Origin of the sequence: Pseudomonas sp. MB-090624, from assembly GCF_003205245.1 — a bacterium.
GTDB classification, from domain to species: Bacteria; Pseudomonadota; Gammaproteobacteria; order Pseudomonadales; family Pseudomonadaceae; genus Aquipseudomonas; species Aquipseudomonas juntendi.
Genome location: NZ_QJRK01000009.1, coordinates 113,550 through 137,139, shown reverse-complemented (window position 1 = coordinate 137,139; position 23,590 = coordinate 113,550). Strand labels below are relative to the sequence as shown.

The following is a 23,590-nucleotide window of genomic DNA, read 5'->3' as shown; positions in this document are numbered from 1 at the left end:
TGTTAGGCCTGCCGCCAGCGTTCAATCTGAGCCATGATCAAACTCTTCAGTTCAATACTGCTTGGGTTTTTAAGAAACCCTAAACTTGGCTCAGCAATCTCAAATGACTATGTGATTTCTCGCATGGTCACTTGTGATGCTGATAATCTTTTTGACTATCAGTCCGTACTCACAAGCACCCACACGAATTGCTTGATTCGATTTGTTAAAGAGCGGTTGGTTAAGAGCGTTTCGCCTCAACCGAGGCGAGCATTCTACGCTTTCCTCATTTGCTGTCAAGCGTTTATTTTGAAGTTTTTTGCGAGAAACTCGTTTGGCTTCAAACACTTGACTCAACACAGTGGCTGGCAGTGCCTGCTACCGCGTTGGAATGGTGCGCATTATAGGGCGGCGTTTTTGTAGGTCAACCTTTAATTTCAATAATTTAGGTTTTCCGCAGAATCCCTGCAGCCGAGCAACAGCGTGCTCGGCCTGCACCCTGCCCTGCACGCTCGCCAGCGCTACAAAACTCTGCAGGGCATTGCCCACTACCCTGCTAATTGCGCACTATATTGCTCACCCCACCCCCTCCAAGGAATGCCGCCCTTAAATGAACACCCAGCCCCGCAGCCTGGCCGCCACCCTCTTCCCGATAGGCTTGCTGCTGATTGCCATGGCATCGATCCAGTCAGGCGCTTCCTTGGCCAAAAGCATGTTCCCCATCGTTGGCGCACAAGGCACCACCACCCTGCGGCTAATCTTCGCCAGCATCATCATGCTGCTGATACTGCGCCCCTGGCGGGTTCGCCTGACCGCCAAAACCCTGCGCAACGTCATCATCTATGGCATGGCACTGGGCGGCATGAATTTCCTCTTTTATATGGCACTGCAAACGGTGCCCATCGGCATTGCCGTGGCCCTTGAGTTCACCGGTCCGCTAGCTGTGGCGCTGCTGTCGTCGCGTCGACCCACCGACTTCCTTTGGATCGCATTGGCCATTGTTGGCTTGCTGCTCTTGCTGCCAGCCGGCCATGGCGGGCAAGCACTTGACCCTGTGGGCGCAGCCTATGCCCTGGGGGCGGGTGTTTGCTGGGCACTGTATATCCTGTTCGGGCAACGCGCCGGCGCCGAGCATGGCATCCAGAGTGCCGCCCTGGGCGTTGTGGTAGCCGCCCTGTTCGTCGCACCTATCGGCATCGCCCATGCCGGCAGCGCACTGCTCACCCCGGCGCTGATTCCCGTCGCGCTCGCCGTTGCAGTGCTGTCCACCGCCCTGCCCTACAGCCTGGAGATGATTGCCTTGACGCGCATTCCGGCGCGCACGTTCGGCACTCTCATGAGCATCGAGCCTGCATTCGGGGCGCTGTCGGGCCTTTTGTTCCTTGGCGAAGTTCTGACAGTCACCCAATGGCTGGCGATCCTGGCGATCATTGCGGCCTCTGTGGGCACCACGCTGTCGATGCGAAAAGAAACCAGCCCACCCATCGCCGCCGACTGATATGAGAAATATTTTCATTTGAGACCGTATTAATGATTGTCGCGATCGGCCCCGCTGATTAAGCTGTCACAGCATCACGATCTTCACGCGTTCTACTGAAGCGAACACTGGCGCTGAGGAAACTCAGGAAGAACCGAAGCGATAACGACAGGGTCTGACATCGGATTCGCCCTGCATATAAGGACAGGAATGAAACGTATTTTTCTCATCCTGGCCATCTTGGCTATTGCTGGATGTGCCGCCACGGCCAAGACCGAGGTCAAGAAGGGCAAAAAGGGCCTGCATATCAATTGCTCCGGCCTTTCATCCTCGTGGGACAAGTGTTACAGCAAGGCTGCAAGCGCTTGCAGCACCCGCGGTTACCGGGTGGTCGCACGGTCTGGTGACAGCGACGAAGAAGACGGTGACTATTTGTTCGGCATCAACCCAGCGGGCTACACCAGCCGCAGCATGATCGTCATCTGCAAATAGCAGCAAGGGCAGCGAATCGGCTGCCCTCTTTGCCGCGCTTTACAGCGGCGCGGTGCGCGCCTCGAGCCAGCCAAGCGCCTCCCCTTTCAACAACGGGGCCAAACGCTCGCGCACGTGGGCATGATAGCCATTGAGCCACTCCAGTTCACATTGGGTCAGTCGTTCGGGCAGGAGGCAGCGGGTGTCGATCGGGCACAGCGTCAAGGTCTCGAAGTTCAGGAAGTCACCGAAGGCGCTCGTGCCCGCTTCGCGGTTGACCACCAGATTCTCGATGCGTACCCCCCATTGCCCAGGCCTGTAGGTGCCCGGCTCGATCGAGCTGATCATGCCCGCCTGCATGGCCGTATGGGGCGCCGGTGCCGCTTGGTAGGCAATCACTTGTGGCCCCTCATGCACATTGAGGAAATAGCCCACCCCGTGCCCGGTCCCATGCCCGTAGTCGACCTGGTCAGCCCAGATCGGCGCGCGCGCAATGGCATCGAGCAGGGGCGACAGGATGCCACGGGGAAACGTGGCCCGCGACAGGGCGATCATGCCTTTGAGCACGCGGGTGCAGTCTTCCTTCTGTGCGTGGCTGGGAACACCCACCGGCACCATGCGAGTGATGTCAGTAGTCCCCCCCAGGTACTGCCCCCCCGAATCGATCAGCAACAGCCCGTTGCCTTCGATGCGTGCATGCGACTGCTCGGTGGCGCGGTAATGCGGCATCGCACCATTGGCATTGAAGGCTGCAATGGTCGAAAAGCTCAGCGACACGAAATTCGCCCGCCGTGCACGTGCGGCACTCAATTGCTCGTCCACGGTCAGCTCGGTGACGACCTCTCGACCAAGGTTGGCTTCCAGCCAGGCGAAGAATTCGCACAATGCCGCCCCGTCTTCCTCCATGACCTGACGGATGTAGGGGAGATCAGCGTCACCCTTGCAGGCCTTGCTCAGGGTGGTGGGGTTCAGCCCCTCGACCAGCTCCACACCCGCCGGCAAGTTGGCCAACAGGCTGCAGGTGACGCGTGCCGGGTCCAGCAGCAGCCGGCTGCCTGCCGCCACGGCAGCCAGCGCCTGCCCTGCTTCGTTGTAGTCGCGCACTTCGACACCGTCGCTCGCCAGTACCTGGCGCAGGTGCGCATCCACCTTGCCCTGGCCAACGAACAGCATGGCCTGCTGCTGGCTGATCAAGGCGAAGGCCAGAAACACCGGGTTGTATGAGACGTCGCTACCGCGCAGATTGAACAGCCAGGCGATGTCATCGAGGGTGGCAATGAAGTGCCAATCGGCCCCCTTGGCCTGCATGGCCTGGCGCAACTGCGCGAGCTTTTGCGCCCGGCTCGTCGTGGCGTGCGGCTGCAAATGCTGATAGACCGGGTTGCCAGGCAGCGCCGGGCGCCCGTCCCACACCTCGCCCAGCAGGTCCTGGTCGGTTACCAGCCGCGCCCCGCGCGCCTTCAGCCGCTCTGCCAATTGCCGCGCCGAGGCCAATGCCATGACGGCACCGTCGACTGCCACGGTGCCGTTGGGCTCAGCGTGCTCTCCCAGCCACTCCAGCGCGCCAGGCTTGCCCGGCGACAGCTTCATCAGCTCGATGCCACTGCCGGCCAATTCATGCTCGGCCTGTTCCCAGTAGCGGCTATCGACCCATAGCCCGGCAAACGCCGAGGTCACCACCAGTGTACCCACCGAGCCATGAAACCCCGACAGCCACTGGCGCCCTTGCCAATAGCCGGGCAGGTATTCGGAGAGGTGCGGGTCGGCTGAAGGCACCAGCAAGGCATCGATGTGCCTTGCCGCCATCGCCTGGCGCAGACGCATCAGGCGCTGTGGCACGCTGTGTTCAAAGGGGGTCTGCACGTTCATGCGCTCTCCTGCGGCTACATCACGGTTGATCCAATAGGCGGATAATGGAGCAGGCGCCAAAGCCCTGCAATCGCCCAGGCGGAAACCGGAACCGTCCTACACAAGGACCGCCGATCAAGTATTGCTGAACTTCCCCAGGGTCACGGCTTCACACACTGTACATTCGCCACACACAGGCAGCAGACCATGCCCAGTGCCTGCCCCGCTAAAACTGCAGTCGTGCTGCTCGACACTCGGGAACATACACCCGAGCATGAGCGGGCCGTGCACCTGAAGCTCGCCGAGGGCCTGGCACGCTTGCTGGGCTGCCCCCATGTGCAGCCCACCCGGCTGCCTGTTGCCACCGACAACTGCTATTGCATCCCGACCGAAACCCTGACCGACACCGAGCAGGCTGCCAGCCTGGGCATTGTCAGTGAGTCCGATCTGTTCGGCGGCTTAGTACCCTGCCCCTACATGGCCACCAAAGCCATTTCCCACCCGCTGCCGGCGGGAGCCACCAGCCCTGCGGGCTGGACCGATGGCTTCGCCCGCCAGGCCGGCGACGCCTTGCTGCGCGGTTTTACGGTGTTCAGCAAACCCGATGCCCGCAATGCTGCAGCCTTGCTGTTGCGCGCTGGCCCTGTGCGGGTCAAGCCAGTACGGGCCAGCGCAGGCCGCGGGCAACAGGTGATCACAGAACTGGACCAGCTGACCCCTTTGCTGAACGGTATGGACGACCAGCATTTGGCGGTATGGGGACTGGTGCTGGAAGAAGACCTGAGCCAAGTGCAGACCTTCAGCGTTGGTCAGGTCAGGGTGGCCGGCCTCACCTGCAGCTACCATGGCACCCAGCAACTCACCCGTGACCATCAGGGCTGCGAGGTGTACGGTGGATCTGACCTGATCGTAGTCCGTGGCGACTATCAGGCCCTGTTGCAACGCCCCCTTGAAGACCACCTGCGGCTGGCCGTGAACCAGGCCATGGTCTACGAACAGGCTGCCGAACGGCATTTTCCGGGCTTTGTGGCGTCGCGGCGCAACTACGATATCGCCCGCGGCACCACTGCCTCCGGCCAGCCATGCAGCGGGGTACTCGAACAATCCTGGCGCCTGGGCGGTGCCAGCAGCGCCGAGCTGCTGGCCCTGCAGGCATTTGCCGACGACCCGGCACTGCAGCAGGTACGTGCGTCCACCCATGAAGTGTTCGGCAGCGCCGACCTGCCCGCGGATGCCACCCTTTTCTACCAAGGAAACGACAGTGAACTCGGACAACTCAGCAAATTTGCGCGGATTCGCGAGCATGGCCATTCAGAGTGAAACCGTCGAACTGCAGGTCGAGAACGACCGCATCGCCGGGACCTTGGTCAGCCCTGGCAGCAAGATGCCAGGTATTCTCTTCGTCCACGGCTGGGGTGGCAGCCAGCAACGTGACCTGGCTCGCGCCCGACACATCACCGGCCTGGGCTGCGTGTGCATGACCTTCGACCTGCGCGGCCATGAAAAAACCCAAAGCCAGCGCCTGACCGTTACCCGTGAGCAGAACCTGCAAGACCTGCTGGTGGCTTACGACCGCCTGATCAGCCACCCGGCGGTCGACAGCAACGCCATCGCCATCATCGGCAGCAGCTATGGCGGCTACCTGGCCACCTTGCTGACCCGCGAACGCCCGGTGAAATGGCTGGCCCTGCGGGTGCCGGCCATGTACTGGGACGAAGAATGGGACAGCCCCAAGCAAGCCCTTGATCGTCAGCGCTTGAATGCCTACCGCCAGCGCCCCCTGGGGCCAGCCGACAACCGCGCCCTGGCCGCCTGCGCCGAGTTCGTCGGTGATGTGCTGCTGGTGGAGTCCGAACAGGACGACTATGTCCCGCACAGCACCTTGATGAGCTACCGCTCGGCATTCGTCAGCGCCCACTCACTGACCCACCGCATGGTCGACGGCGCCGACCACGCGTTATCCAGTGAAGAAAGCCAGAAAGCCTACAGCTCGATGCTGGCGGCATGGATCAGCGAAATGGTCATCGGTGCCCGCCTGGACCGCTACCCACACTACGCACCGTGGTACGCCTGACCCTCACCTACCTGGCAATGCAGGCCGCCATCGGCGTTGCGCACCAGGCTGCGCAAGGTCTGGTAGGCCGCAAAATTGACACCCCGTGCCTGGTGCCGGCGCAACAGCTCGAGGAAGGGTTCCTCGTTGAAATACACGGCCGCCGCCGACCAGGCCTGGCGTGACTGCCACTGAAGGTACTGCAGCACCCGGCTGCCATCGTCGCTTGCCTGAATGCTGACGCCTTGCAGGCCTTCACAGCGCGCTGCCAACACTTCGCTGCGCACCACCAGCGCTTGAGCCAACGCCTGCTGGCACGGGCTCGGCACTTCATATTCGATCATCTGGGTGAACCACAGGGATTGAGGGTTTGCCGACATCGACAGTCTCCTGGCTACGGGCGCATGCAGCGCGATGCCGAGCAGGGTAAAACCTCAAGTTAAGTCAAGGTCAAGCGGTTTGTGCACGCGCTACGCCGTTACCGCAAAGCGTCGCCGGTACTCACTCGGCGTCAACCCGGTGATGCGCTGAAAGACTTTGCGAAACGCCCCCGGATCCTGATAGCCAACCCCCCAGGCGATCTGCTCGACATTGCGCCGGGTGAACTCCAGCAACCGGCACGCGCGCCCTACGCGCACCTGCTGGCAGTATTCGGTGGGGCGCAACCCGGTGGCGGCTCGAAAACGCCGCAGGAACGTGCGCGCTTCCAACCCTGCGCAGGCCGCCATTGCAGCCAGGTCTGCATGCTGCCCGTCACTGCCCTGCAGCCAATGCTGCACTTTCAGGATGGCTTCGTCGCCATGGTCCAGGCGAGGGTTGAACAACGCCCCGGGCAATGCCGCGGTGACAGGTTCGACTGCCAGATAGCGGGCAGTTTCCCGCGCTACCGTCGCCCCCAGAAAACGTTCGAGCAGCCGCAGCCCCAGGTCCGTCCAGGCCATCAACCCCGCCGAGGTGACAATGTCGCCGTCGTCCAGTACCGGCTGCTGGGTCTGCACGCGCACGTTGGGGAACCGCTGCGCCAGCGCCTGCACGTAGTTCCAGTGGGTACAGGCCGGGCGACCATCCAGCAAGCCACTGGCGGCGATGAAAAACACGCCGATACACACCGACGCCAGCACCGCGCCACGCCCGTGCAACAGGCACAGGGACGACCGATGCTGTTCCAGCAGGTCGCGATGCGGGGTCGATTCCAGGCTTGGCGGGATGATCAGGACACGCACACCTGCCAAGTCGACAGCCGGGCTGCCAGGGGCCAGCTGCAAGTGACCTGCGACGTCGGCCTGCCAGAAGCTGATGCGCACCTGCGGCAACGCGACAGCACCCAGTTCGGCTGCGACCCGATTGGCCACGGTAAAGAGGTCGCGCAGGCCATACAGGGCAGCCTGCTGTACCCCAGGGTAAAGCAGCAAGCCGATGTCCAGCCTGGCCGTGTTGTCAGTTTTCACCCGCATAGTGTCGTTCACGCCAATCCTCAGGTCGGGCCCCACAGCCTATAACTAACGCCAACCCACGACTACTGCCACAGGAGGCAGCATGAACAAGCACGCGCTGATCATCATCGACATCCAGAACGACTACTTCCCAGGCGGCAAGTGGCCCCTCGATGGGGCTGAGGCAGCGGCCGAAAACGCGGCCCGCGTGCTGGCCGCGGCCCGCACGCGCGGCGACTTGGTGGTGCACGTGCGGCATGAGTTCACCAGCGCCGATGCGCCATTCTTTGCCCCGGGTTCGCCGGGCGCCGCCTTCTACAGCAAGGTCCAGCCGGCTGCAGGCGAGCCGGTGATACTCAAGCACAAGGTCAACGCCTTTCTCGAAACTGGCCTTGAACAAACGCTCCGAACGCATGGCATCGAAGCCGTGACCATCGTTGGCAGCATGAGCCACATGTGCATTGATGCCGCTACCCGGGCAGCCGCCGACCTGGGCTTTGAAGTGACCGTGGTGCACGATGCCTGCGCGACCCTGGCACTGACGTTCGACGGCAAGCAGGTGCCAGCGGCCCAGGTACAGGATGCGACCATGGCAGCGTTGGCCTTTGCCTACGCCAAAGTCGTGAAGACGAGCGAAATGGTGGCCGCACAGGCTTGAGGTGCTCGGGGCGCTTTGCGCCCCATCCCGCCGGCAGATCACTTGCACGCCACCACGGGGCGTCGAACCTGCGGGGCCTCAAATCACCACATTGCGCACAAACCGCACCGGCACAGTGCCATCGTTCCGGTAGGCGTACTGGCAATTACTGGGGAATACCTGGAACTGCCCCACCTGCAGGCGATGTTCCATCCCCTCGATGATCAGGGTAAGTTGCCCTGCGCACACATAGATCTGCTCACTCCAACCCTCGGCATCGGCCTCGCTGGCATAACGCTCGCCCGGCGCCAGCGTCCACTCCCACAGCTCGACCTCGCGCCGCGCCGCGCTGGTGCCCAGCAAAACCGCCCGGCTCTGGGGGTGCTCGCCCCCCCAGGCCAGCTCTTCGATACGCCCTGGATCACGCAGCTCCGGCGCCTGAATCAGCGTACTGAAGGCCACCCCCAACGCCTCGGCGATCAAATCCAGGGTGGTCAGGCTGACATTCTTTTCCCCCGCCTCGATGGCCACCAGCATGCGCCGGCTGACCCCCGAGCGTTCAGCCAGCACCGCCTGGCTCATACCAGCGGCATTGCGCAGGCTGCGAACATTGAGGCTGACGTGTTGCAGCACCGAACCACGGTGCGCGGATTCTTTGTGCACTATATTGCTCACCGGTCTGTATTGCGCAGTATACTGCCCACTTTGCGGCGATTGTGCGCCGCCTGACGCCGAGTGTGCAAGACCATGATCCAGCCCAGCAGCAAGCCAACCCCCACCGTTACCTTTCGCCTGAGCAAGGCAGAAGTCGTGCTGGTGTTCATTACCATGTTGTGGGGCGGCACCTTTCTGCTTGTCCATAACGTGATGAGTGTCAGCGGCCCGATGTTCTTCGTCGGCCTGCGCTTTGCGGCAGCGGCGTTGTTCGTGGGCGTGGTGTCAGCGCGGGCGCTGCCTGGGCTGACCTTCACCGAACTCAAGGCCGGCATGCTGATCGGTGTCACGATCATGCTCGGCTATGGTTTGCAGACCATGGGCCTGCAAACCATCAGCAGCAGCCAGTCGGCGTTCATCACTGCGCTGTATGTGCCGTTCGTGCCCCTGTTGCAGTGGCTGGTACTCGGCCGCCGGCCAGGCCTGATGCCCAGCATCGGCATTTGCCTGGCGTTCGCCGGCCTGATGCTGCTGGCCGGCCCGGAAGGCGGCAGCCTGCATTTCAGTGAAGGCGAAATGGTGACCTTGGTCAGCGCTGTGGCGATCGCCGGCGAGATCATCCTGATCAGCCGCTACGCCGGCCAGGTCGATGTGCGTCGGGTCACCGTTGTCCAGTTGGCGACCGCGTCGGTGTTGGCGTTTTTGATGATCGTCCCGACCCAGGAGCGCATCCCCGACTTTTCCTGGCTGCTGCTGGTAAGCGCCGTAGGCCTGGGCGCGATGAGTGCGGTAATCCAGGTGGCGATGAACTGGGCGCAGAAGTCGGTCTCGCCCACCCGGGCAACGCTTATTTATGCTGGTGAGCCGGTGTGGGCTGGTATCGTCGGGCGAATCGCCGGCGAACGGCTCCCCGGCGTGGCACTGCTGGGCGGCCTGCTGATCGTGATCGCGGTGGTAGTCAGCGAACTCAAGGTACGGCGGCGCAGCGAATGCGCCACAGCGGACGGCGAACAGGTACCGGGTGAGCGGCAGGCAGGCCTATGAAGCAGCCAACTGCAGCTATGCTTTGTAAAAAACTGTTATAAAAAAATCACTTGTCACAGTCTATTTGTAGGATTCTGCGACAGCTTGCGTGTTGGTGATCACCCCCCCGGCACGTATGATCCTTGCAAACTTCTCCAGAATAGGCCGCTATGTCTTTGATAGTGCTATTGCTTCTGCCGTTCGTGGGCAGTTGCCTGGCAGCCGTGCTGCCGCACAACGCACGAAACGCCGAGTCCATCCTTGCCGGGCTCGTAGCCCTGGTCGGTACCGTCCAGGTAGCACTGCTTTACCCTCAGGTCGCCCACGGGGGCGTGATTCGCGAAGAGTTCCTGTGGCTGCCCAGCCTGGGCCTGAACCTGGTGCTGCGCATGGACGGCTTCGCCTGGCTGTTCTCGCTGCTGGTGCTGGGCATCGGCACGCTGGTGTCGCTGTACGCGCGCTACTACATGTCACCCCAAGACCCGGTGCCGCGCTTCTTCGCCTTTTTCCTGGCGTTCATGGGCGCCATGCTGGGCCTGGTGATCTCCGGCAACCTGATCCAGCTGGTGTTCTTCTGGGAGCTCACCAGCCTGTTCTCTTTCCTGCTTATCGGCTACTGGCACCACCGGGCAGACGCCCGCCGCGGCGCCTACATGGCACTGATGGTAACGGGCGCAGGCGGCCTGTGCCTGCTGGTGGGGGCGCTGCTGCTCGGCCATGTGGTCGGCAGCTACGACCTGGACAAGGTCCTGGCTGCCGGCGACACCATCCGCCAGCACGCGCTGTACCCGGTGCTGCTGCCCCTCATCCTGATCGGCGCCCTGAGCAAGAGCGCCCAGTTCCCCTTCCAGTTCTGGCTGCCCCACGCCATGGCTGCGCCAACGCCGGTATCGGCCTACCTGCACTCCGCAACCATGGTCAAGGCCGGGGTATTCCTGCTGGCCCGCCTGTGGCCAGTGCTCTCCGGCAGCGAGGAGTGGTTCTGGATCGTCGGCGGCGCCGGCGCCATCACGCTGTTGCTCGGCGCCTTCGCCGCGATGTTCCAGAATGACCTGAAGGGCCTTCTGGCCTACTCGACCATCAGCCATCTCGGCCTGATTACCCTGCTGCTCGGCCTGAACAGCCCGCTGGCCGCGGTCGCCGCGGTGTTCCACATCCTCAACCATGCCACCTTCAAAGCCTCGCTGTTCATGGCCGCCGGCATCATCGACCACGAAAGCGGCACCCGCGACATCCGCCGCCTCAGTGGCCTGATCCGCCTGGTGCCGTACACCGCCACCCTGGCCATGGTGGCCAGTGCCGCGATGGCTGGCGTGCCCTTGATGAACGGCTTCCTGTCGAAGGAAATGTTCTTCGCTGAAACGGTGTTCATCAGCTCCACCGCCTGGGTCGAAGCCGCCCTGCCGGTAGTGGCCACCCTCGCCGGCACGTTCAGCGTGGCGTATGCGCTGCGCTTTACCGTCGATGTGTTCTTCGGCCCTACGGCACAGGACCTGCCGCACACCCCGCATGAACCGCCGCGCTGGATGCGTGCACCGGTGGAGTTGCTGGTACTCACCTGCCTGGTCGTGGGTATTTTCCCCGCACAGTCGGTCGGGCCGCTGCTGGCTGCCGCGGCATTGCCGGTGGTCGGCGGCACCCTGCCGGAATACAGCCTGGCGATCTGGCATGGCTGGAATGCGCCGCTGATCATGAGCCTGCTCGCCATGAGCGGCGGTATCGTCTTGTACCTCATGTTGCGCAAGCAACTGCGCCGGGGCCGCTTCCCTTCCCCGCCGGTGATCGAGCGGTTCAACGGCAAGCGCCTGTTCGAATACGGCCAGGTGCAGTTGATGCTGCTTGCCCGGCGCATCGAGCGCCTGCTCACCAGCCGGCGTTTGCAGTCGCAGCTGTTCATGCTGGTGGTCGCCGCATTCCTGGCCGGCCTCACGCCCATGCTCTACAGCGGCCTGAGCTGGGGGGAGCGGCCGAAAATTCCCGGGTCCGGGGTATTCGTCGCGCTGTGGCTGATCGCAATCGCCTGCGCCATCGGCGCTGCCTACCAGGCCAAGTACCATCGCCTGGCAGCCCTGACCATGGTCAGCGTCTGCGGCCTGATGACCTGCATCACCTTCGTCTGGTTCTCCGCACCCGACCTGGCCCTGACCCAGCTGGTGGTGGAAGTGGTCACCACCGTGCTTATCCTGCTCGGCTTGCGCTGGTTGCCTCGGCGTATCGAAGGTGTCTCGCCATCGCCCGGCAGCCTGGAGCGTGCGCGCATACGCCGCTTGCGCGACCTGCTGCTGGCGGTACTGGTTGGTGGCGGCATGGCCTTGTTGTCGTATGCCATGCTGACGCGGCCGACACCCAATGACATTTCCTCGTTCTACCTCAGCCGCGCACTGCCGCAGGGCGGTGGCACCAATGTGGTCAACGTCATGCTGGTCGACTTCCGCGGTTTCGACACCCTCGGTGAAATCACCGTGCTGGTGGCCGTGGCGCTGACCGTGTTCGCCCTGCTGCGGCGCTTCCGCCCACCCAAGGAGAGCATGCAGTTGCCGGCCCAGCAGCGCCAGCTGGCGCCTGACGTGGTCACCGACCTGATCAACCCGCGGCATGCCACCGATACCGCACTGGGCTTCATGATGGTGCCAGCGGTGCTGGTGCGCCTGCTGCTGCCCATCGCCCTGCTGGTCTCGATGTACCTGTTCATGCGCGGGCACAACCAGCCAGGGGGCGGCTTTGTCGCTGGCCTGGTAATGTCGGTGGCGTTCATCCTGCAGTACATGGTGGCCGGCACCCAATGGGTCGAGGCGCAGATGAGCCTGCGGCCGCTGCGCTGGATGGGCACCGGCCTGCTTTGCGCAACCCTCACCGGGGGCGGCGCCATGCTGCTCGGCTACCCGTTCCTGACCACCCATACCGCCCACCTGCACTTGCCCTTGCTGGGCGACGTGCACGTGGCCAGTGCGCTGTTCTTCGATGTCGGCGTGTACACCGTGGTGGTCGGTTCGACCCTGTTGATCCTCACTGCGCTGGCGCACCAGTCGGTACGTGCCTACCGCCCGGGTAACCCGGCGAAAACCAACCAAGCAGGAGCCGCCTGATGGAAGAAGTCATTGCAGTCGCCATCGGAGTGCTGGCCGCCTCGGGCGTATGGCTGATCCTGCGCCCGCGTACCTACCAGGTCATCATGGGCCTGTGCCTGTTGTCGTACGGCGTCAACCTGTTCATCTTCAGCATGGGCAGCCTGTTCATTGGCAAAGAGCCAATTATCAAGGACGGCGTGACCCAGGACTTGCTGCATTACACCGACCCGCTGCCGCAAGCCCTGGTGTTGACCGCCATCGTGATCAGCTTTGCCATGACCGCGCTGTTCCTGGTGGTGCTACTGGCCTCGCGTGGCCTGACCGGAACCGACCACGTCGATGGCCGGGAGCGTGACGAATGAGCGACATGAGCCAACTGATCGTCGCGCCCATCCTGCTACCGTTGGTCACGGCGGCCATGATGCTGCTGCTGGGCGAAAAACACCGCCGCATCAAAGCCCGCCTGAACCTGCTGTCGACCCTCACCGGCCTGGCCATCGCCGTCAGCCTGCTGCTGTGGGTACGCACCCAGGGCCAGGCAGAATCGATCGGCGTGTACCTGCCGGGTAACTGGCCAGCGCCATTCGGTATCGTGCTGGTGCTGGACCACTTGTCTGCGCTGCTGCTGACCCTGACCGGGGTCATCGGCTTCAGTGCCCTCTTGTTTGCCCGCGCCCGCTGGGACAGTGCGGGGGCCAGCTTTCACGCACTGTTCCAGATCCAGCTGATGGGCCTGTACGGCGCGTTCCTCACAGCCGACCTGTTCAACTTGTTCGTGTTCTTCGAAGTGCTGCTGGCCGCTTCCTACGGCCTGTTGCTGCATGGTTCGGGGCGCGCGCGCGTGCGTGCCGGCCTGCACTACATCGCCATCAACCTGTTTGCCTCGTCGCTCTTCCTGATTGGCGCGGCGATGCTGTACGGCGTGACCGGCACCCTGAACATGGCTGACCTGGCCCTGAAGATTCCCCTGGTGCCAGAAGCTGACCGTGGCCTGCTGCACGCCGGTGCAGCCATCCTGGCCATGGCCTTCCTGGTCAAGGCCGGCATCTGGCCGCTCAACTTCTGGTTGGTACCGGCCTATGCATCGGCCAGTGCGCCGGTGGCTGCGCTGTTCGCCATCATGACCAAGGTCGGCCTGTACGCCGTGTTGCGCCTGTGGACGCTGCTGTTCTCCGGCCAGGCCGGCGCTTCGGCCCATTTCGGCGGCCAGTGGCTGGTGTACGGTGGCCTGGTGACCCTGGCGGTGGCCGCAGTGTGCATTCTCGCAGCACAGCGCCTGGAACGCATGGCAGCGCTGAGCATCCTGGTTTCGGCCGGCACCCTGCTCGGCGCGGTCGGCTTTGCCCAGCCCGCGCTGACCGGTGCGGCACTGTTCTATCTGGTCAACTCGACCCTGGTACTGTGCGCCCTGTTCCTGCTCGCCGAGCTGGTCGAACGCTCGCGCTCGGCCAACGAAGCGCCGCTGGACGAAGAAGAAGATCTGATGCCGCCCCCGCTGGAGTCCCTACACCCCCCCAAAGGTATCAACCTCGATGACGAGCAGAAGGCAGTGATCGGCCAGATCATCCCTTGGACCATGGCTTTCCTGGGCCTGAGTTTCATCGCCTGCGCCTTGCTGATCATCGGCATGCCGCCCCTCTCGGGCTTCGTCGGCAAGCTCAACCTGATCAGCGCCTTGTTCAACCCAAACGGCCTGGGCGGCCCCGTCGAGCAGCCCCTGAGTGCCGCCGGCTGGGGGCTGGTAGCGTTGCTGATACTCTCGGGCATGGCCTCGCTGATCGCCTTCGGCCGGGTTGGCATCCAACGCTTCTGGAAGCCCGAAGAGCGCCCGTCACCCGTACTTCGCCGGTTCGAATGCCTGCCGATCGTCATTCTGCTCGGCCTGTGCATCTTCCTCAGCCTCAAGGCCGAGCCATTGCTGCGCTACACCCAGGACACGGCCGCCAGCCTGCAGGCGCCAGACGCCTATATCGATGCCGTAATGGCCGCCCGGCCGATCCCTGGCCCGACTTCGCCCAGCGCCGAGGTGCTGCCATGAGCCGCATGTTCCCCGCCCCGCTCCTCTCGGTCTCGCTGTTCGGCCTGTGGCTGCTGCTCAACCTCTCGGTCAGCCCCGGTAACCTGCTGCTGGGCGCCGCCCTTGGCGTACTGGCGCCACTGCTGATGGCCCCCTTGCGGCCGCAGCACGCACACATCAAGCGGCCGCTGGTCGTCGCCCGGCTTATCGGCCGGGTCGGCGTCGATGTCATCATGTCCAACCTGCTGGTTGCCCGCGGCGTGCTGCGGGCCGGCAAGCAGCCGCCACGTTCGGCGTTCGTGCATATACCGCTGGCCCTGCGCGACCCGCACGGCCTGGCGGCACTGGCGATGATTACCACGGTGGTGCCTGGCACAGTCTGGTCGGAACTGGCTCTGGACCGCAGCGTATTGCTGCTGCATGTGTTCGACCTGGACGATGAAGCGGCCTTCGTCCAGCACTTCAAGGACACGTATGAACGCCCACTGATGGAGATTTTCCAATGACAGGCCTGCTCGCCAACGCTGTCCTCGCCAGCCTGTTCATTTTCGCCCTGGCCATGGCCCTGGCGCTGTTCAGGCTGTTCCGTGGCCCGTCTGCCCAGGACCGGGTCCTGGCGCTGGACTACCTGTATATCCTGGCCATGCTGACCATGCTGGTGCTGGGTATCCGTTATGCCAGTGACACCTACTTCGAAGGTGCCCTGTTGATTGCGCTGTTCGGCTTCGTCGGCTCGTTTGCCCTGGCCAAGTTCCTGCTGCGCGGTGAGGTGATCGAATGACTGAAACCTTGGTACTGCCATTCTGGCTGGAACTGATCACGGCGGTGCTGCTGATCACCGGCAGCCTGTTCGCCCTGGTAGGTGCAGTGGGCCTGGTACGCCTGAAAGACTACTTCCAGCGCATGCACCCACCAGCACTGGCCTCGACCATCGGCGCCTGGTGCGTGGCACTGGCCTCGATCATCTACTTTTCGTGGTTGAAGGACGCGGCGGTGCTGCACGCCTGGCTGATCCCCATTCTGCTGTCGATCACTGTGCCGGTGACCACGTTGCTGCTCGCACGGGCAGCGCTGTTCCGCAAGCGGGTGGCGAAAGAGCCAGTGCCTGAAGAGGTCAGCAGCGGCTGCGACAGTGGCAACTGAAGGTCTGCCGCCTCACACCTGGCTCAGGCGCTGCAACTCGCGGCGCACCATGGCGGCGTAAGGTGGCGGGCCGAGCCTGTACAGCTCTGCCGCCACCCAGTTCAACCAGGCCCCTTGCAATGCATCGCGCCGAGCCAGCATACGCTGCGCCTCGGCTACGGCAGCCGCATGATGCTGCCGATGAAACTCCGCCCGGCTGGCGGGCGCATCATCAGTTGCAGTCATTCACTGGCCTTGAAGGTGGTCAGCTCGCCCTTGCGCCATTTGGCAACTTTGCCGGTTACCGCCTTCAGCAACTTGCCCAGGCCTTCCTGTATCTGCTGCTGCGCGGCGAATACCAACATGACCCCTTGGCCTTCGCGAAACACGATGCCCTCGCCTTCCGGCACGGAAACGAAGGCGTAATCACCCACGCCATAGACATTCAACTTGATTTCCCGAAAGCGCATTTCCAACTTGCCGCCTTCGCGGCTGGGCAATACGGCAGCGCGGAAATGGTCGCCAACTTTCAGTTCCAGGCGCTGTTTATCGTCTACCACCAATGCACTTTCTGTGTCGATTTCGGCCATGTACAGGCCTTCGGGATTCTGTTCGGTTACATAAATGAAGCGGCCCTGGAACAGTTGGGCCAATTTACCGCGCAAGTCGCCGAGGGCGAACAACGCATGGGTATCAAGTGTGCTGACTGCCAATGAAGTAATCCTCAACCGGTTACAACCCGCCCTCACCCAAGCTCGGGGAGGCACGGCCCTGTCTTATCGATAGGCGAAAAGAGTAATAAAGCGATATACGAAATGTCTGTGCCCGCCGACGATGCAGCGCGCAGGAAACTTTACTCTGGTTTGCCAGATTCGCCTTCAACCGAAGGCGTTTGGCCCATTCCCGGCACGGGAAACGTGATGCCTGAGATCACTCGCCAGAAAACACGGCCAGGGCGTGAGCCTGCAAGAAGGCAAACCCTGGTGCGCATTACTGTAGGACAAATATGCCCGAAAACACTGAAACCCGTCGAGAGGCAAACAACATTTTCAGGCGGCGAGCCCTTTCTTCAGTTGTTGCTGCCAGGCAACCTGGCACTCCAACGCTTCCTCGCGCGTGGCAAAAGCGGTACCGCGCCGTTCACCGTTGACCAGCACCACCCAGCAGACACGCCTGCCCAGTGCCTGCATTGTGGCGGGCACACTTGAACCGATCATCACGGCCACATCGACTCGGCTATGCATCATTCCCTCCGGAATTTAAGTAGCACCCTAACGATATAGCCATGATACGCCTGCGCCCAAGGATGAAACAGCGCCGCCCGGTACAGCTGTGTTACGCCTGCAGCAACAAAAACGGGGCGACAACAAACGCAAAAAGCCCCAGGGATCGCTCCGTGGGGCTCGGCACCGCGCGAGGGGTTACACCTGGCGCTGGTGGCGGTCGAGCTGCTCGTGGCGCTCTTGGGCTTCGATGCAGTATTTGGTGGTCGGGCTGATCAGCAGACGCTTCAGGCCGATGGGCTCACCGCTGTCGTCGCACCAGCCGAAGCTTTCGTCGGCAATACGGTCCAGGGCCATTTCCAGCTGAGGCAGCAGGCGCTGGTCGCGGTCGATGGCATTCACCAGCCAGCTGCGCTCTTCTTCGACCGAAGCCACGTCGGCTGGGTCCGACGGCGTGTCCAGGCCTTCGATGGTGGTGCGGCTGAGCTCGATGCGTTCATGGGTTTCGACTTTCATCGCCTGCAGCAGCTCAGTGAAGAAGGCGAGCTGGTCGGCGTTCATGTAGTCATCGGCCGACATGGCCAGCAACTGTTCCTTTGTCATCGATTTCTCTATGAAAAAATGTGCATTTGGGCGATTCAGGTGCCGCCGACGCCTCGGCATCGGCAACGGAATTCTTCAAGCGCCAATCGGCACTCTTTTACAGGGGGCGGCAGTCTAAGGCGCCACGTCGCGTGGAGCAACTGCAAAAGGCTGCGAATTTGCTTTCCGGCACCAGAATCCGCTGGTCGGTGTCGAGCTGGCAGCTGGGGCCAGCGCCCAGATGGGTTGCGCGCCGAGCGGATCGGAGCCGCCCAGGCGCGAACAGTTGGTCACACACTTCAATCAACGGTCGTTGAACTGTGCCTCACGCTTGGCAATGAAAGCGGCCATGCCTTCTTTCTGGTCTTCGGTGGCGAAAGCCGCGTGGAATACACGGCGTTCAAACCGCACACCCTCGCTGAGGGTAACTTCAAACGCCCGGTTGACGCTTTCCTTCACCATCATGCTCACCGGAATCGACTTGCTGGCGATGGTCGCCGCAACTTTCAGTGCCTCCTCCACCAGCTCGGCCTGCGGCACGATCCGCGCCACCAGCCCGGCCCGCTCCGCCTCTTCAGCGCCCATCAGGCGACCGGTCAGGCACAGCTCCATCGCCTTGGCCTTGCCCACCGCCCGTGTCAGGCGCTGCGTGCCGCCCATGCCCGGCAGTACGCCAAGGTTGATTTCCGGTTGGCCGAATTTGGCATTGTCGGCGGCGAGGATGAAATCGCACATCATCGCCAGCTCACAGCCGCCGCCCAGGGCAAAGCCGGACACCGCAGCAATGATCGGTTTGCGGCGGTTGGCGATGCGGTCGGCATCGCTGAACAGATCATCGACGTAGATCTGCGGGTATTGCAGCTCGGCCATTTCCTTGATGTCGGCACCCGCGGCAAACGCCTTCGCCGAGCCGGTCAGCACCACACAGCCGATATTGGCATCGCGCTCCAGCTGATCGAGGGCCTGGTTGATTTCGCCGACGATCTGCGCGTTCAGTGCGTTCAGCGCCTGCGGCCGGTTGAGGGTGATCAGGCCGACCTTGCCGTGGATATCCAACAGGATGGTTTCGAATGCCATGCAATCTGCTCCTTCATAGGTTGCGCGCAATGACCATGCGCTGAATGTCGCTGGTGCCTTCGTAAATCTGGCAAACCCGAACGTCGCGGTAAATCCGCTCCAGCGGGAAGTCGCTCAGATAGCCATAACCGCCCAGGGTCTGCAAGGCGTGCGAACAGACCTTTTCGGCCATTTCCGAGGCAAACAGCTTGGCCATTGATGCTTCCACCAGGGCTGGGCGCCCGGCATCGCGTAGCGCAGCGGCGTGCAACACCATCTGCCGGGCCACCGCGATCTGGGTCGCCATATCAGCCAGGCGGAACGCCACCGCCTGGTGCTCGACCAACGCCTTGCCGAAGCTTTGCCGCTCGTTGGCGTAGTCACGCGCCACTTCAAACGCGGCCCGGGCCATGCCCACCGCCTGGGAAGCAATACCGATACGGCCACCTTCAAGGTTGGCCAGGGCGATCTTGTAGCCCTCACCCTCGGCACCCAGCCGGTTGGCCACCGGCACCCGCACATTGTCGAAGACGATCTGGCAGGTGTCGGAAGCGTGCTGGCCGAGTTTGTCCTCTACCCGTGCCACCTGGTAGCCGGGTGAATCGGTGGGCACGATGAAGGCGCTGATGCCGCGCTTGCCGGCATCCGGGTCGGTTACGGCAAACACGATCACAACCCCGGCGTTCTGGCCGGAAGTGATGAATTGCTTGCTGCCATTGAGCACGTAATGCTCGCCATCCAGACGGGCGCGGGTCTTCAGGCTGCTGGCGTCAGAACCCGCCTGGGGTTCGGTCAGGGCAAAAGCACCGAGCATCGCGCCGCTGGCCAGCGGCGCCAGAAACTGCGCTTTCTGTTGCTCGCTGCCAAAGTGCAGGATCGGCACGCAGCCCACCGAGTTGTGCACGCTCATGATGGTCGAGCACGCGCCATCACCTGCAGCAACCTCCTCCAGGGCCATGGCATAGGCCACGTAGCCGGTGTCGCTGCCACCCCAGGCTTCCGGCACCAGCATGCCGAACAGGCCCAGCTCGGCCATTTCGTCGATCGCCTCCCTGGGGAAGCGGTGCGCCTTGTCCCACTGTTCTGCAAACGGCTTGAGGCGCTCCTGGGCGAATGCACGGACCGCGTCGCAAATCTGTTGTTGCTCGTCAGTTACCAGCATGGTTCACCTCAGTACAGGCATTCGACCGCCATGGCCGTGGCTTCGCCACCACCGATGCAGATGGCCGCTATACCCCGGCGCAGGTTGTTCTGGCGCAGGGCCGACAGCAAGGTCACCAGGATGCGTGCCCCGGATGCCCCGATCGGGTGGCCGAGGGCACAGGCGCCACCGTGGATGTTGACCTTGTCATGGGGCAGGTCGAGGTGTTTCATGGCCGCCAGGGTGACCACGGCAAAGGCTTCGTTGACCTCGAACAGGTCGACCTCGGCCAGTTTCCAGCCCGTGCGCACAAGCAGCTTGTCGATAGCACCGATGGGCGCAGTGGGGAACAAGGCCGGGGTATCGGCGAAGGCCGAATGCCCGTGAATCACCGCCAAAGGCTTGAGCCCCCGCTTGTCGGCTTGGGAGCGGCGCATCAGCACCAGCGCCGCAGCCCCATCGGAGATCGAACTGGCGTTGGCCGCGGTCACCGTACCGCCTTCACGGAAGGCCGGCTTGAGCTGCGCAATCTTGTCCAGCCGCGCCTTCGGCGGCTGTTCGTCGTCCTTGATGATCCGCGTTTGCTTACCCTCGGTGACCTCCACCGGAATGATTTCGGCGGCAAAACGGCCACGCTTGATCGCGTCCTGGGCGCGGGTCAGCGAGGCGATGGCAAACTGGTCCTGGGCCTCGCGGCTGAAGCCGTTGGCCTGGGCACAGTCTTCAGCAAAGGTGCCCATCAGGCGGCCCTTGTCGTAGGCATCTTCCAGGCCATCCATGAACATATGGTCGATGATCTTGCCATGGCCCATGCGGTAACCACCGCGGGCCTTGTCCAGCAGGTAGGGGGCGTTGGTCATGCTTTCCATACCACCGGCCACCACCACCTCGGCGGTGCCGGCCAGCAGCAGGTCATGGGCCATGATCGCGGCCTGCATGCCCGAACCGCACATCTTGTTAAGGGTGGTGCAGGTGGTGTGCTTGTCCAAGCCGGCACCCAGCGCCGCCTGACGCGCCGGGGCCTGGCCCTGGCCGGCCGGCAGGACGCAGCCGAACAGCACCTGCTCGACACTGGCGGCATCGATGCCGGCGCGCTCGACTGCGCCACGGATGGCGGCACTGCCCAGTTGCGGCGCGGTCAGGCTCTTGAGGTCGCCTTGCAGGCCACCCATGGGCGTGCGCACGGCGCTGACGATCACAATCGGGTCATTGCTGAGGGTCATGGTCATCCTCCTTATTTGGCAGCCATGCGCAACGCACCGTCGAGGCGGATCACCTCACCGTTGAGCATGCTGTTCTCGATGATGTGCCGCGCCAGCGCGGCATATTCCTGCGGGCGGCCCAGGCGTGGCGGGAACGGCACCCCAGCGGCGAGGGAAGCGCGTACGTCTTCGCTCATGCCGGCCATCATCGGTGTTTCGAAGATGCCCGGGGCGATCGTCATCACACGGATACCGAAGCGGGCCAGTTCGCGGGCTACCGGCAAGGTCAGGCTGGCAATGGCGCCCTTGGACGCGGCATAGGCCGCCTGGCCGATCTGGCCATCATACGCCGCGATGGAGGCGGTGTTGATGATCACGCCACGCTCGCCATCCGCGCCGGCAACGCCTTCAGCCATGGCGGCGGCAGCCAGGCGCAGCAGGTTGAAGCTGCCGACCAGGTTGACGTTGATCACCTTGGCGAAGCTGGCCAGGCCATGCGGCCCCTGTTTGCCCAGCACTTTCTCGGCGCCTACGATACCGGCGCAGTTGATCAGCCCGTGGAGGCTACCGAACGCACTGACGGTTGCATCGACTGCTGCCTGGGCAGCCTGCTCGTCGCTGATGTCAGCCACCGCGAAACGGGCATGCTCGCCCAGTTCACGCGCCTTGGCCTCAACGGCCTGGGCATTGAGGTCAACCAGCATGACCTTGGCACCCGCCTCCACCAGCATCTGCGCAGTGGCAGCGCCCAGCCCGGATGCCGCGCCGCTGACGATGAAGTGTTTGTTCGCTATCTGCATGGTCGGTTTTCCTTTCAGGCGCTGGCAGGGGTGGCCTGCGGCGCGTGTTGTTTGGCGACTTCCTGGTTACGCAGGATGAAGCGTTGCAGCTTGCCGCTCGGGGTCTTGGGCAGGTCGCTGACGAATTCGATTTCGCGGGGGTAGGCGTGCGCGTACAGGCGCTGAAGCACATGCTGACGCAATGCCTCTTCAAGTTCGGGGGTGCCGTGATAGCCGCTGGCCAACACCACGAACGCCTTGATCAACTCGGTGCGCTCCGGATCCGGCTTGCCGATCACCGCAGCCTCGATCACTGCCGGGTGTTCGATCAACGCGCTTTCCACGTCGAAAGGGCCGACACGGTAACCAGAGGTGGTGATCACATCGTCACTACGCCCGACGAAGCTGATGCTGCCGTTGCGGTTCAACTCGACGGTATCGCCGCTCAGGTAGTACTTGCCGACGAAGGCCTTGGTCGGCAAACCCTGGTAGCCAGCGAACCAGCATAGCGGCGAACGCTCGCGGTCGACCGCGAGTATGCCTGGCTCGCCGGCTGGCAGCTCGCGCCCCTGCTCGTCCAGCACCACGATCCGATGGCCCGGGATGGCGAAGCCGGCCGAGCCCGGGTGCACCGGGTGCTGCAGGCCATGATGGTTGCACAGCACCATGCCCAGTTCGGTCTGCCCGTAGTGGTCGTGGATGGTCACCCCCAATTCGTCGGCAAACCAGCGAATCACTTCCGGGTTCAGCGGCTCACCGGCACTGCTGACAACGCGCAGGCGGCCTCTGATCGGTGCCGCGAAGGCATCGCCGGCCGCGATCAGCAAACGGTAAGCGGTGGGCGACCCGGCCAGGTTGGTGATGCCCAGCGTTTCGATCACCCGCACACAGCTTTCGACACTGAACGGGCCATCGTAGAAGGTGGTGGCATGCCCCAGGGACAGCGGCCCGGTGACGGCGTAGTACAAGCCATAGGCCCAGCCGGGGTCGGCCAGGTTCCAGAAGTTGTCTTCGCGGCGCAGGTCGATGGCATCGCGCATGTAGCCCTGGAAGGCGACGATGGCACGCAACGGTACTTCCAGCGGCTTGGCCGGGCCGGTGGTACCGGACGTGAACATCAGCAGGAACGGGTCGTCGCCCGAGCGCATCACAGGCTCGCATTCAGGCGCGGCGCCGGCCAGGCACTGCTGGAAATCCAGTTCGCCACTGCGGGCGTTCACCGTGATGACCGTCGGGCAGGCGTGTACATCGTCCAGCTTGCCCCGGTTGACGCTGTCTGTGACAACGACACGGGCGCGTGACTGTTCAAGACGGTGCTCGATGGCCTTGGGCCCGAAGGCGGTGAACAAGGGCTGGTACACCGCCCCGATGCGCCAGGTGGCCAGGATGCTGACCAGCAACTCGGGGGTGCGTGGCAACAGCCCCGCCACCCTGTCGCCCACCTGCACGCCTTGCGCCTTGAGCACATTGGCGAACCGTGCGGCCAGCATGTGCAATTGCTCGAAGCTGTAGCGGGCAGTGTGGCCATCGCGATCGACATGCAGCAGTGCCACCTTGCCACCGCCGACATGGCGGTCACAGCACTCGACACACGCGTTAAGGGTTTCGAGGTTGCCGTGCAGTGCCCCAGCTACGGTGTTGCCAAGCTCGAACAGGCGAACAGCCTCGGCGTAATCACGCATCGTCGGACTCCTGGTTTGTTGTTTTTGGAGTTAACCATCGGTCCGACGATGTTCGCGCCGCGCGTCACCCGCGGCAATGGCCAAAGCTGTCAATCTGGGTGACCGGTTTGGCCGTGCGCAGGCCGTGCAATGCGCTCGCGCGC

Annotated in this window: 25 protein-coding genes; 12 read left to right on the top strand and 13 right to left on the bottom strand. The window is 63.2% G+C overall.

All coding sequences use genetic code 11. The features are described 5' to 3' along the window. The first annotated feature begins 589 nt into the window (after nucleotides 1-589). The gene (rhtA, locus tag DMX12_RS07175; protein ID WP_110676865.1) at nucleotides 590-1,477 is read left to right on the top strand and encodes a threonine/homoserine exporter RhtA; all 888 of its coding nucleotides are present in this window, start codon (nucleotides 590-592) and stop codon (nucleotides 1,475-1,477) included. A 189-nt stretch (nucleotides 1,478-1,666) separates the two neighbouring features. Continuing rightward, nucleotides 1,667-1,948 (top strand): hypothetical protein, encoded by a 282-nt coding sequence (locus DMX12_RS07170; protein WP_009684158.1) that lies wholly within the window; start codon nucleotides 1,667-1,669, stop codon nucleotides 1,946-1,948. Between the two features lie 39 nt (nucleotides 1,949-1,987). Here the strand turns inward: DMX12_RS07170 and DMX12_RS07165 are convergent, their stop codons facing one another. Beyond that, the gene (locus DMX12_RS07165; protein ID WP_110676863.1) at nucleotides 1,988-3,796 is read right to left on the bottom strand and encodes an aminopeptidase P family protein; all 1,809 of its coding nucleotides are present in this window, start codon (nucleotides 3,794-3,796) and stop codon (nucleotides 1,988-1,990) included. A gap of 186 nt (nucleotides 3,797-3,982) precedes the next feature. On the opposite strand from DMX12_RS07165, the gene DMX12_RS07160 reads away from it, so the two are divergent. Together DMX12_RS07160 and DMX12_RS07155 are read left to right on the top strand one after the other, a co-directional pair. Then, entirely contained in the window at nucleotides 3,983-5,095 is a 1,113-nt protein-coding gene (locus tag DMX12_RS07160; RefSeq protein ID WP_110676861.1) for a DUF3182 family protein, read from the top strand. Further along, nucleotides 5,079-5,849 carry a S9 family peptidase gene (locus tag DMX12_RS07155; protein ID WP_054906204.1) on the top strand — a complete coding sequence of 257 codons (771 nt, stop codon included), beginning with the start codon at nucleotides 5,079-5,081 and terminating at the stop codon, nucleotides 5,847-5,849. The genes DMX12_RS07160 and DMX12_RS07155 overlap by 17 nt, the downstream gene beginning before the upstream one ends. On the opposite strand, the gene DMX12_RS07150 is transcribed toward DMX12_RS07155, so the two are convergent. Both DMX12_RS07150 and DMX12_RS07145 read right to left on the bottom strand, forming a co-directional pair. Then, nucleotides 5,828-6,208, bottom strand: a complete 381-nt coding sequence (locus tag DMX12_RS07150; protein WP_110676859.1) for an antibiotic biosynthesis monooxygenase — start codon at nucleotides 6,206-6,208, stop codon at nucleotides 5,828-5,830. The genes DMX12_RS07155 and DMX12_RS07150 overlap by 22 nt on opposite strands. A 90-nt stretch (nucleotides 6,209-6,298) precedes the next feature. Continuing rightward, complete coding sequence (locus tag DMX12_RS07145) at nucleotides 6,299-7,282, bottom strand: GlxA family transcriptional regulator (RefSeq protein WP_110676857.1); 984 nt, start codon at nucleotides 7,280-7,282, stop codon at nucleotides 6,299-6,301. Between the two features lie 82 nt (nucleotides 7,283-7,364). On the opposite strand from DMX12_RS07145, the gene DMX12_RS07140 reads away from it, so the two are divergent. Next, a complete protein-coding gene (locus DMX12_RS07140; protein ID WP_110676855.1) occupies nucleotides 7,365-7,919 on the top strand; it encodes a cysteine hydrolase family protein in 555 nt (184 codons plus the stop codon). Nucleotides 7,920-7,997: 78 nt separating this feature from the next. On the opposite strand, the gene DMX12_RS07135 is transcribed toward DMX12_RS07140, so the two are convergent. Then, on the bottom strand, nucleotides 7,998-8,561 hold the full coding sequence (locus tag DMX12_RS07135; RefSeq protein WP_177411248.1) for a helix-turn-helix domain-containing protein: 564 nt from the start codon (nucleotides 8,559-8,561) through the stop codon (nucleotides 7,998-8,000). A gap of 84 nt (nucleotides 8,562-8,645) precedes the next feature. Here DMX12_RS07135 and DMX12_RS07130 point away from each other — a divergent pair, with 84 nt between their 5' ends. The 7 genes from DMX12_RS07130 (at nucleotide 8,646) to DMX12_RS07100 (ending at nucleotide 15,803) form a co-directional block, all read left to right on the top strand. Beyond that, entirely contained in the window at nucleotides 8,646-9,596 is a 951-nt protein-coding gene (locus DMX12_RS07130) for a DMT family transporter (RefSeq protein ID WP_054911756.1), read from the top strand. Between the two features lie 149 nt (nucleotides 9,597-9,745). After that, nucleotides 9,746-12,661, top strand: coding sequence for a monovalent cation/H+ antiporter subunit A (locus DMX12_RS07125; RefSeq protein ID WP_054911757.1), 2,916 nt, complete (start codon nucleotides 9,746-9,748; stop codon nucleotides 12,659-12,661). Then, a complete protein-coding gene (locus DMX12_RS07120; RefSeq protein WP_003250128.1) occupies nucleotides 12,661-13,005 on the top strand; it encodes a Na+/H+ antiporter subunit C in 345 nt (114 codons plus the stop codon). Before DMX12_RS07125 ends, DMX12_RS07120 begins: the two co-directional genes overlap by 1 nt. Next, a complete protein-coding gene (locus DMX12_RS07115; RefSeq protein ID WP_110676853.1) occupies nucleotides 13,002-14,681 on the top strand; it encodes a monovalent cation/H+ antiporter subunit D in 1,680 nt (559 codons plus the stop codon). The genes DMX12_RS07120 and DMX12_RS07115 overlap by 4 nt, the downstream gene beginning before the upstream one ends. Further along, nucleotides 14,678-15,166: a Na+/H+ antiporter subunit E gene (locus tag DMX12_RS07110; RefSeq protein ID WP_110676851.1), complete on the top strand. Its 489-nt coding sequence runs from the start codon at nucleotides 14,678-14,680 to the stop codon at nucleotides 15,164-15,166. Before DMX12_RS07115 ends, DMX12_RS07110 begins: the two co-directional genes overlap by 4 nt. Next, complete coding sequence (locus tag DMX12_RS07105; protein ID WP_009684170.1) at nucleotides 15,163-15,441, top strand: K+/H+ antiporter subunit F; 279 nt, start codon at nucleotides 15,163-15,165, stop codon at nucleotides 15,439-15,441. The genes DMX12_RS07110 and DMX12_RS07105 overlap by 4 nt, the downstream gene beginning before the upstream one ends. Beyond that, the gene (locus DMX12_RS07100) at nucleotides 15,438-15,803 is read left to right on the top strand and encodes a Na+/H+ antiporter subunit G (protein WP_009684171.1); all 366 of its coding nucleotides are present in this window, start codon (nucleotides 15,438-15,440) and stop codon (nucleotides 15,801-15,803) included. Before DMX12_RS07105 ends, DMX12_RS07100 begins: the two co-directional genes overlap by 4 nt. Nucleotides 15,804-15,815: 12 nt before the next feature. Here the strand turns inward: DMX12_RS07100 and DMX12_RS07095 are convergent, their stop codons facing one another. From DMX12_RS07095 to DMX12_RS07055, 9 genes are all read right to left on the bottom strand, one after another. Next, nucleotides 15,816-16,028: a hypothetical protein gene (locus DMX12_RS07095; RefSeq protein WP_029885263.1), complete on the bottom strand. Its 213-nt coding sequence runs from the start codon at nucleotides 16,026-16,028 to the stop codon at nucleotides 15,816-15,818. After that, complete coding sequence (locus DMX12_RS07090; protein WP_033744322.1) at nucleotides 16,025-16,495, bottom strand: hypothetical protein; 471 nt, start codon at nucleotides 16,493-16,495, stop codon at nucleotides 16,025-16,027. The genes DMX12_RS07095 and DMX12_RS07090 overlap by 4 nt, the downstream gene beginning before the upstream one ends. Nucleotides 16,496-16,831: 336 nt before the next feature. Further along, entirely contained in the window at nucleotides 16,832-17,026 is a 195-nt protein-coding gene (locus DMX12_RS07085; protein WP_110676849.1) for a hypothetical protein, read from the bottom strand. A 177-nt stretch (nucleotides 17,027-17,203) separates the two neighbouring features. Beyond that, nucleotides 17,204-17,608 carry a TraR/DksA family transcriptional regulator gene (locus tag DMX12_RS07080; RefSeq protein ID WP_003250099.1) on the bottom strand — a complete coding sequence of 135 codons (405 nt, stop codon included), beginning with the start codon at nucleotides 17,606-17,608 and terminating at the stop codon, nucleotides 17,204-17,206. 282 nt (nucleotides 17,609-17,890) lie between these two features. Further along, nucleotides 17,891-18,664, bottom strand: coding sequence for an enoyl-CoA hydratase (locus tag DMX12_RS07075; protein WP_054911760.1), 774 nt, complete (start codon nucleotides 18,662-18,664; stop codon nucleotides 17,891-17,893). Nucleotides 18,665-18,677: 13 nt separating this feature from the next. Continuing rightward, the gene (locus DMX12_RS07070; protein ID WP_110676847.1) at nucleotides 18,678-19,805 is read right to left on the bottom strand and encodes an acyl-CoA dehydrogenase; all 1,128 of its coding nucleotides are present in this window, start codon (nucleotides 19,803-19,805) and stop codon (nucleotides 18,678-18,680) included. An 8-nt stretch (nucleotides 19,806-19,813) separates the two neighbouring features. After that, on the bottom strand, nucleotides 19,814-21,007 hold the full coding sequence (locus DMX12_RS07065) for an acetyl-CoA C-acyltransferase (RefSeq protein WP_110676845.1): 1,194 nt from the start codon (nucleotides 21,005-21,007) through the stop codon (nucleotides 19,814-19,816). Between the two features lie 11 nt (nucleotides 21,008-21,018). Beyond that, nucleotides 21,019-21,786, bottom strand: a complete 768-nt coding sequence (locus DMX12_RS07060) for an SDR family NAD(P)-dependent oxidoreductase (RefSeq protein ID WP_110676843.1) — start codon at nucleotides 21,784-21,786, stop codon at nucleotides 21,019-21,021. A gap of 14 nt (nucleotides 21,787-21,800) precedes the next feature. Continuing rightward, nucleotides 21,801-23,447: an AMP-binding protein gene (locus DMX12_RS07055; protein ID WP_110676841.1), complete on the bottom strand. Its 1,647-nt coding sequence runs from the start codon at nucleotides 23,445-23,447 to the stop codon at nucleotides 21,801-21,803. Nucleotides 23,448-23,590 lie beyond the last annotated feature (143 nt).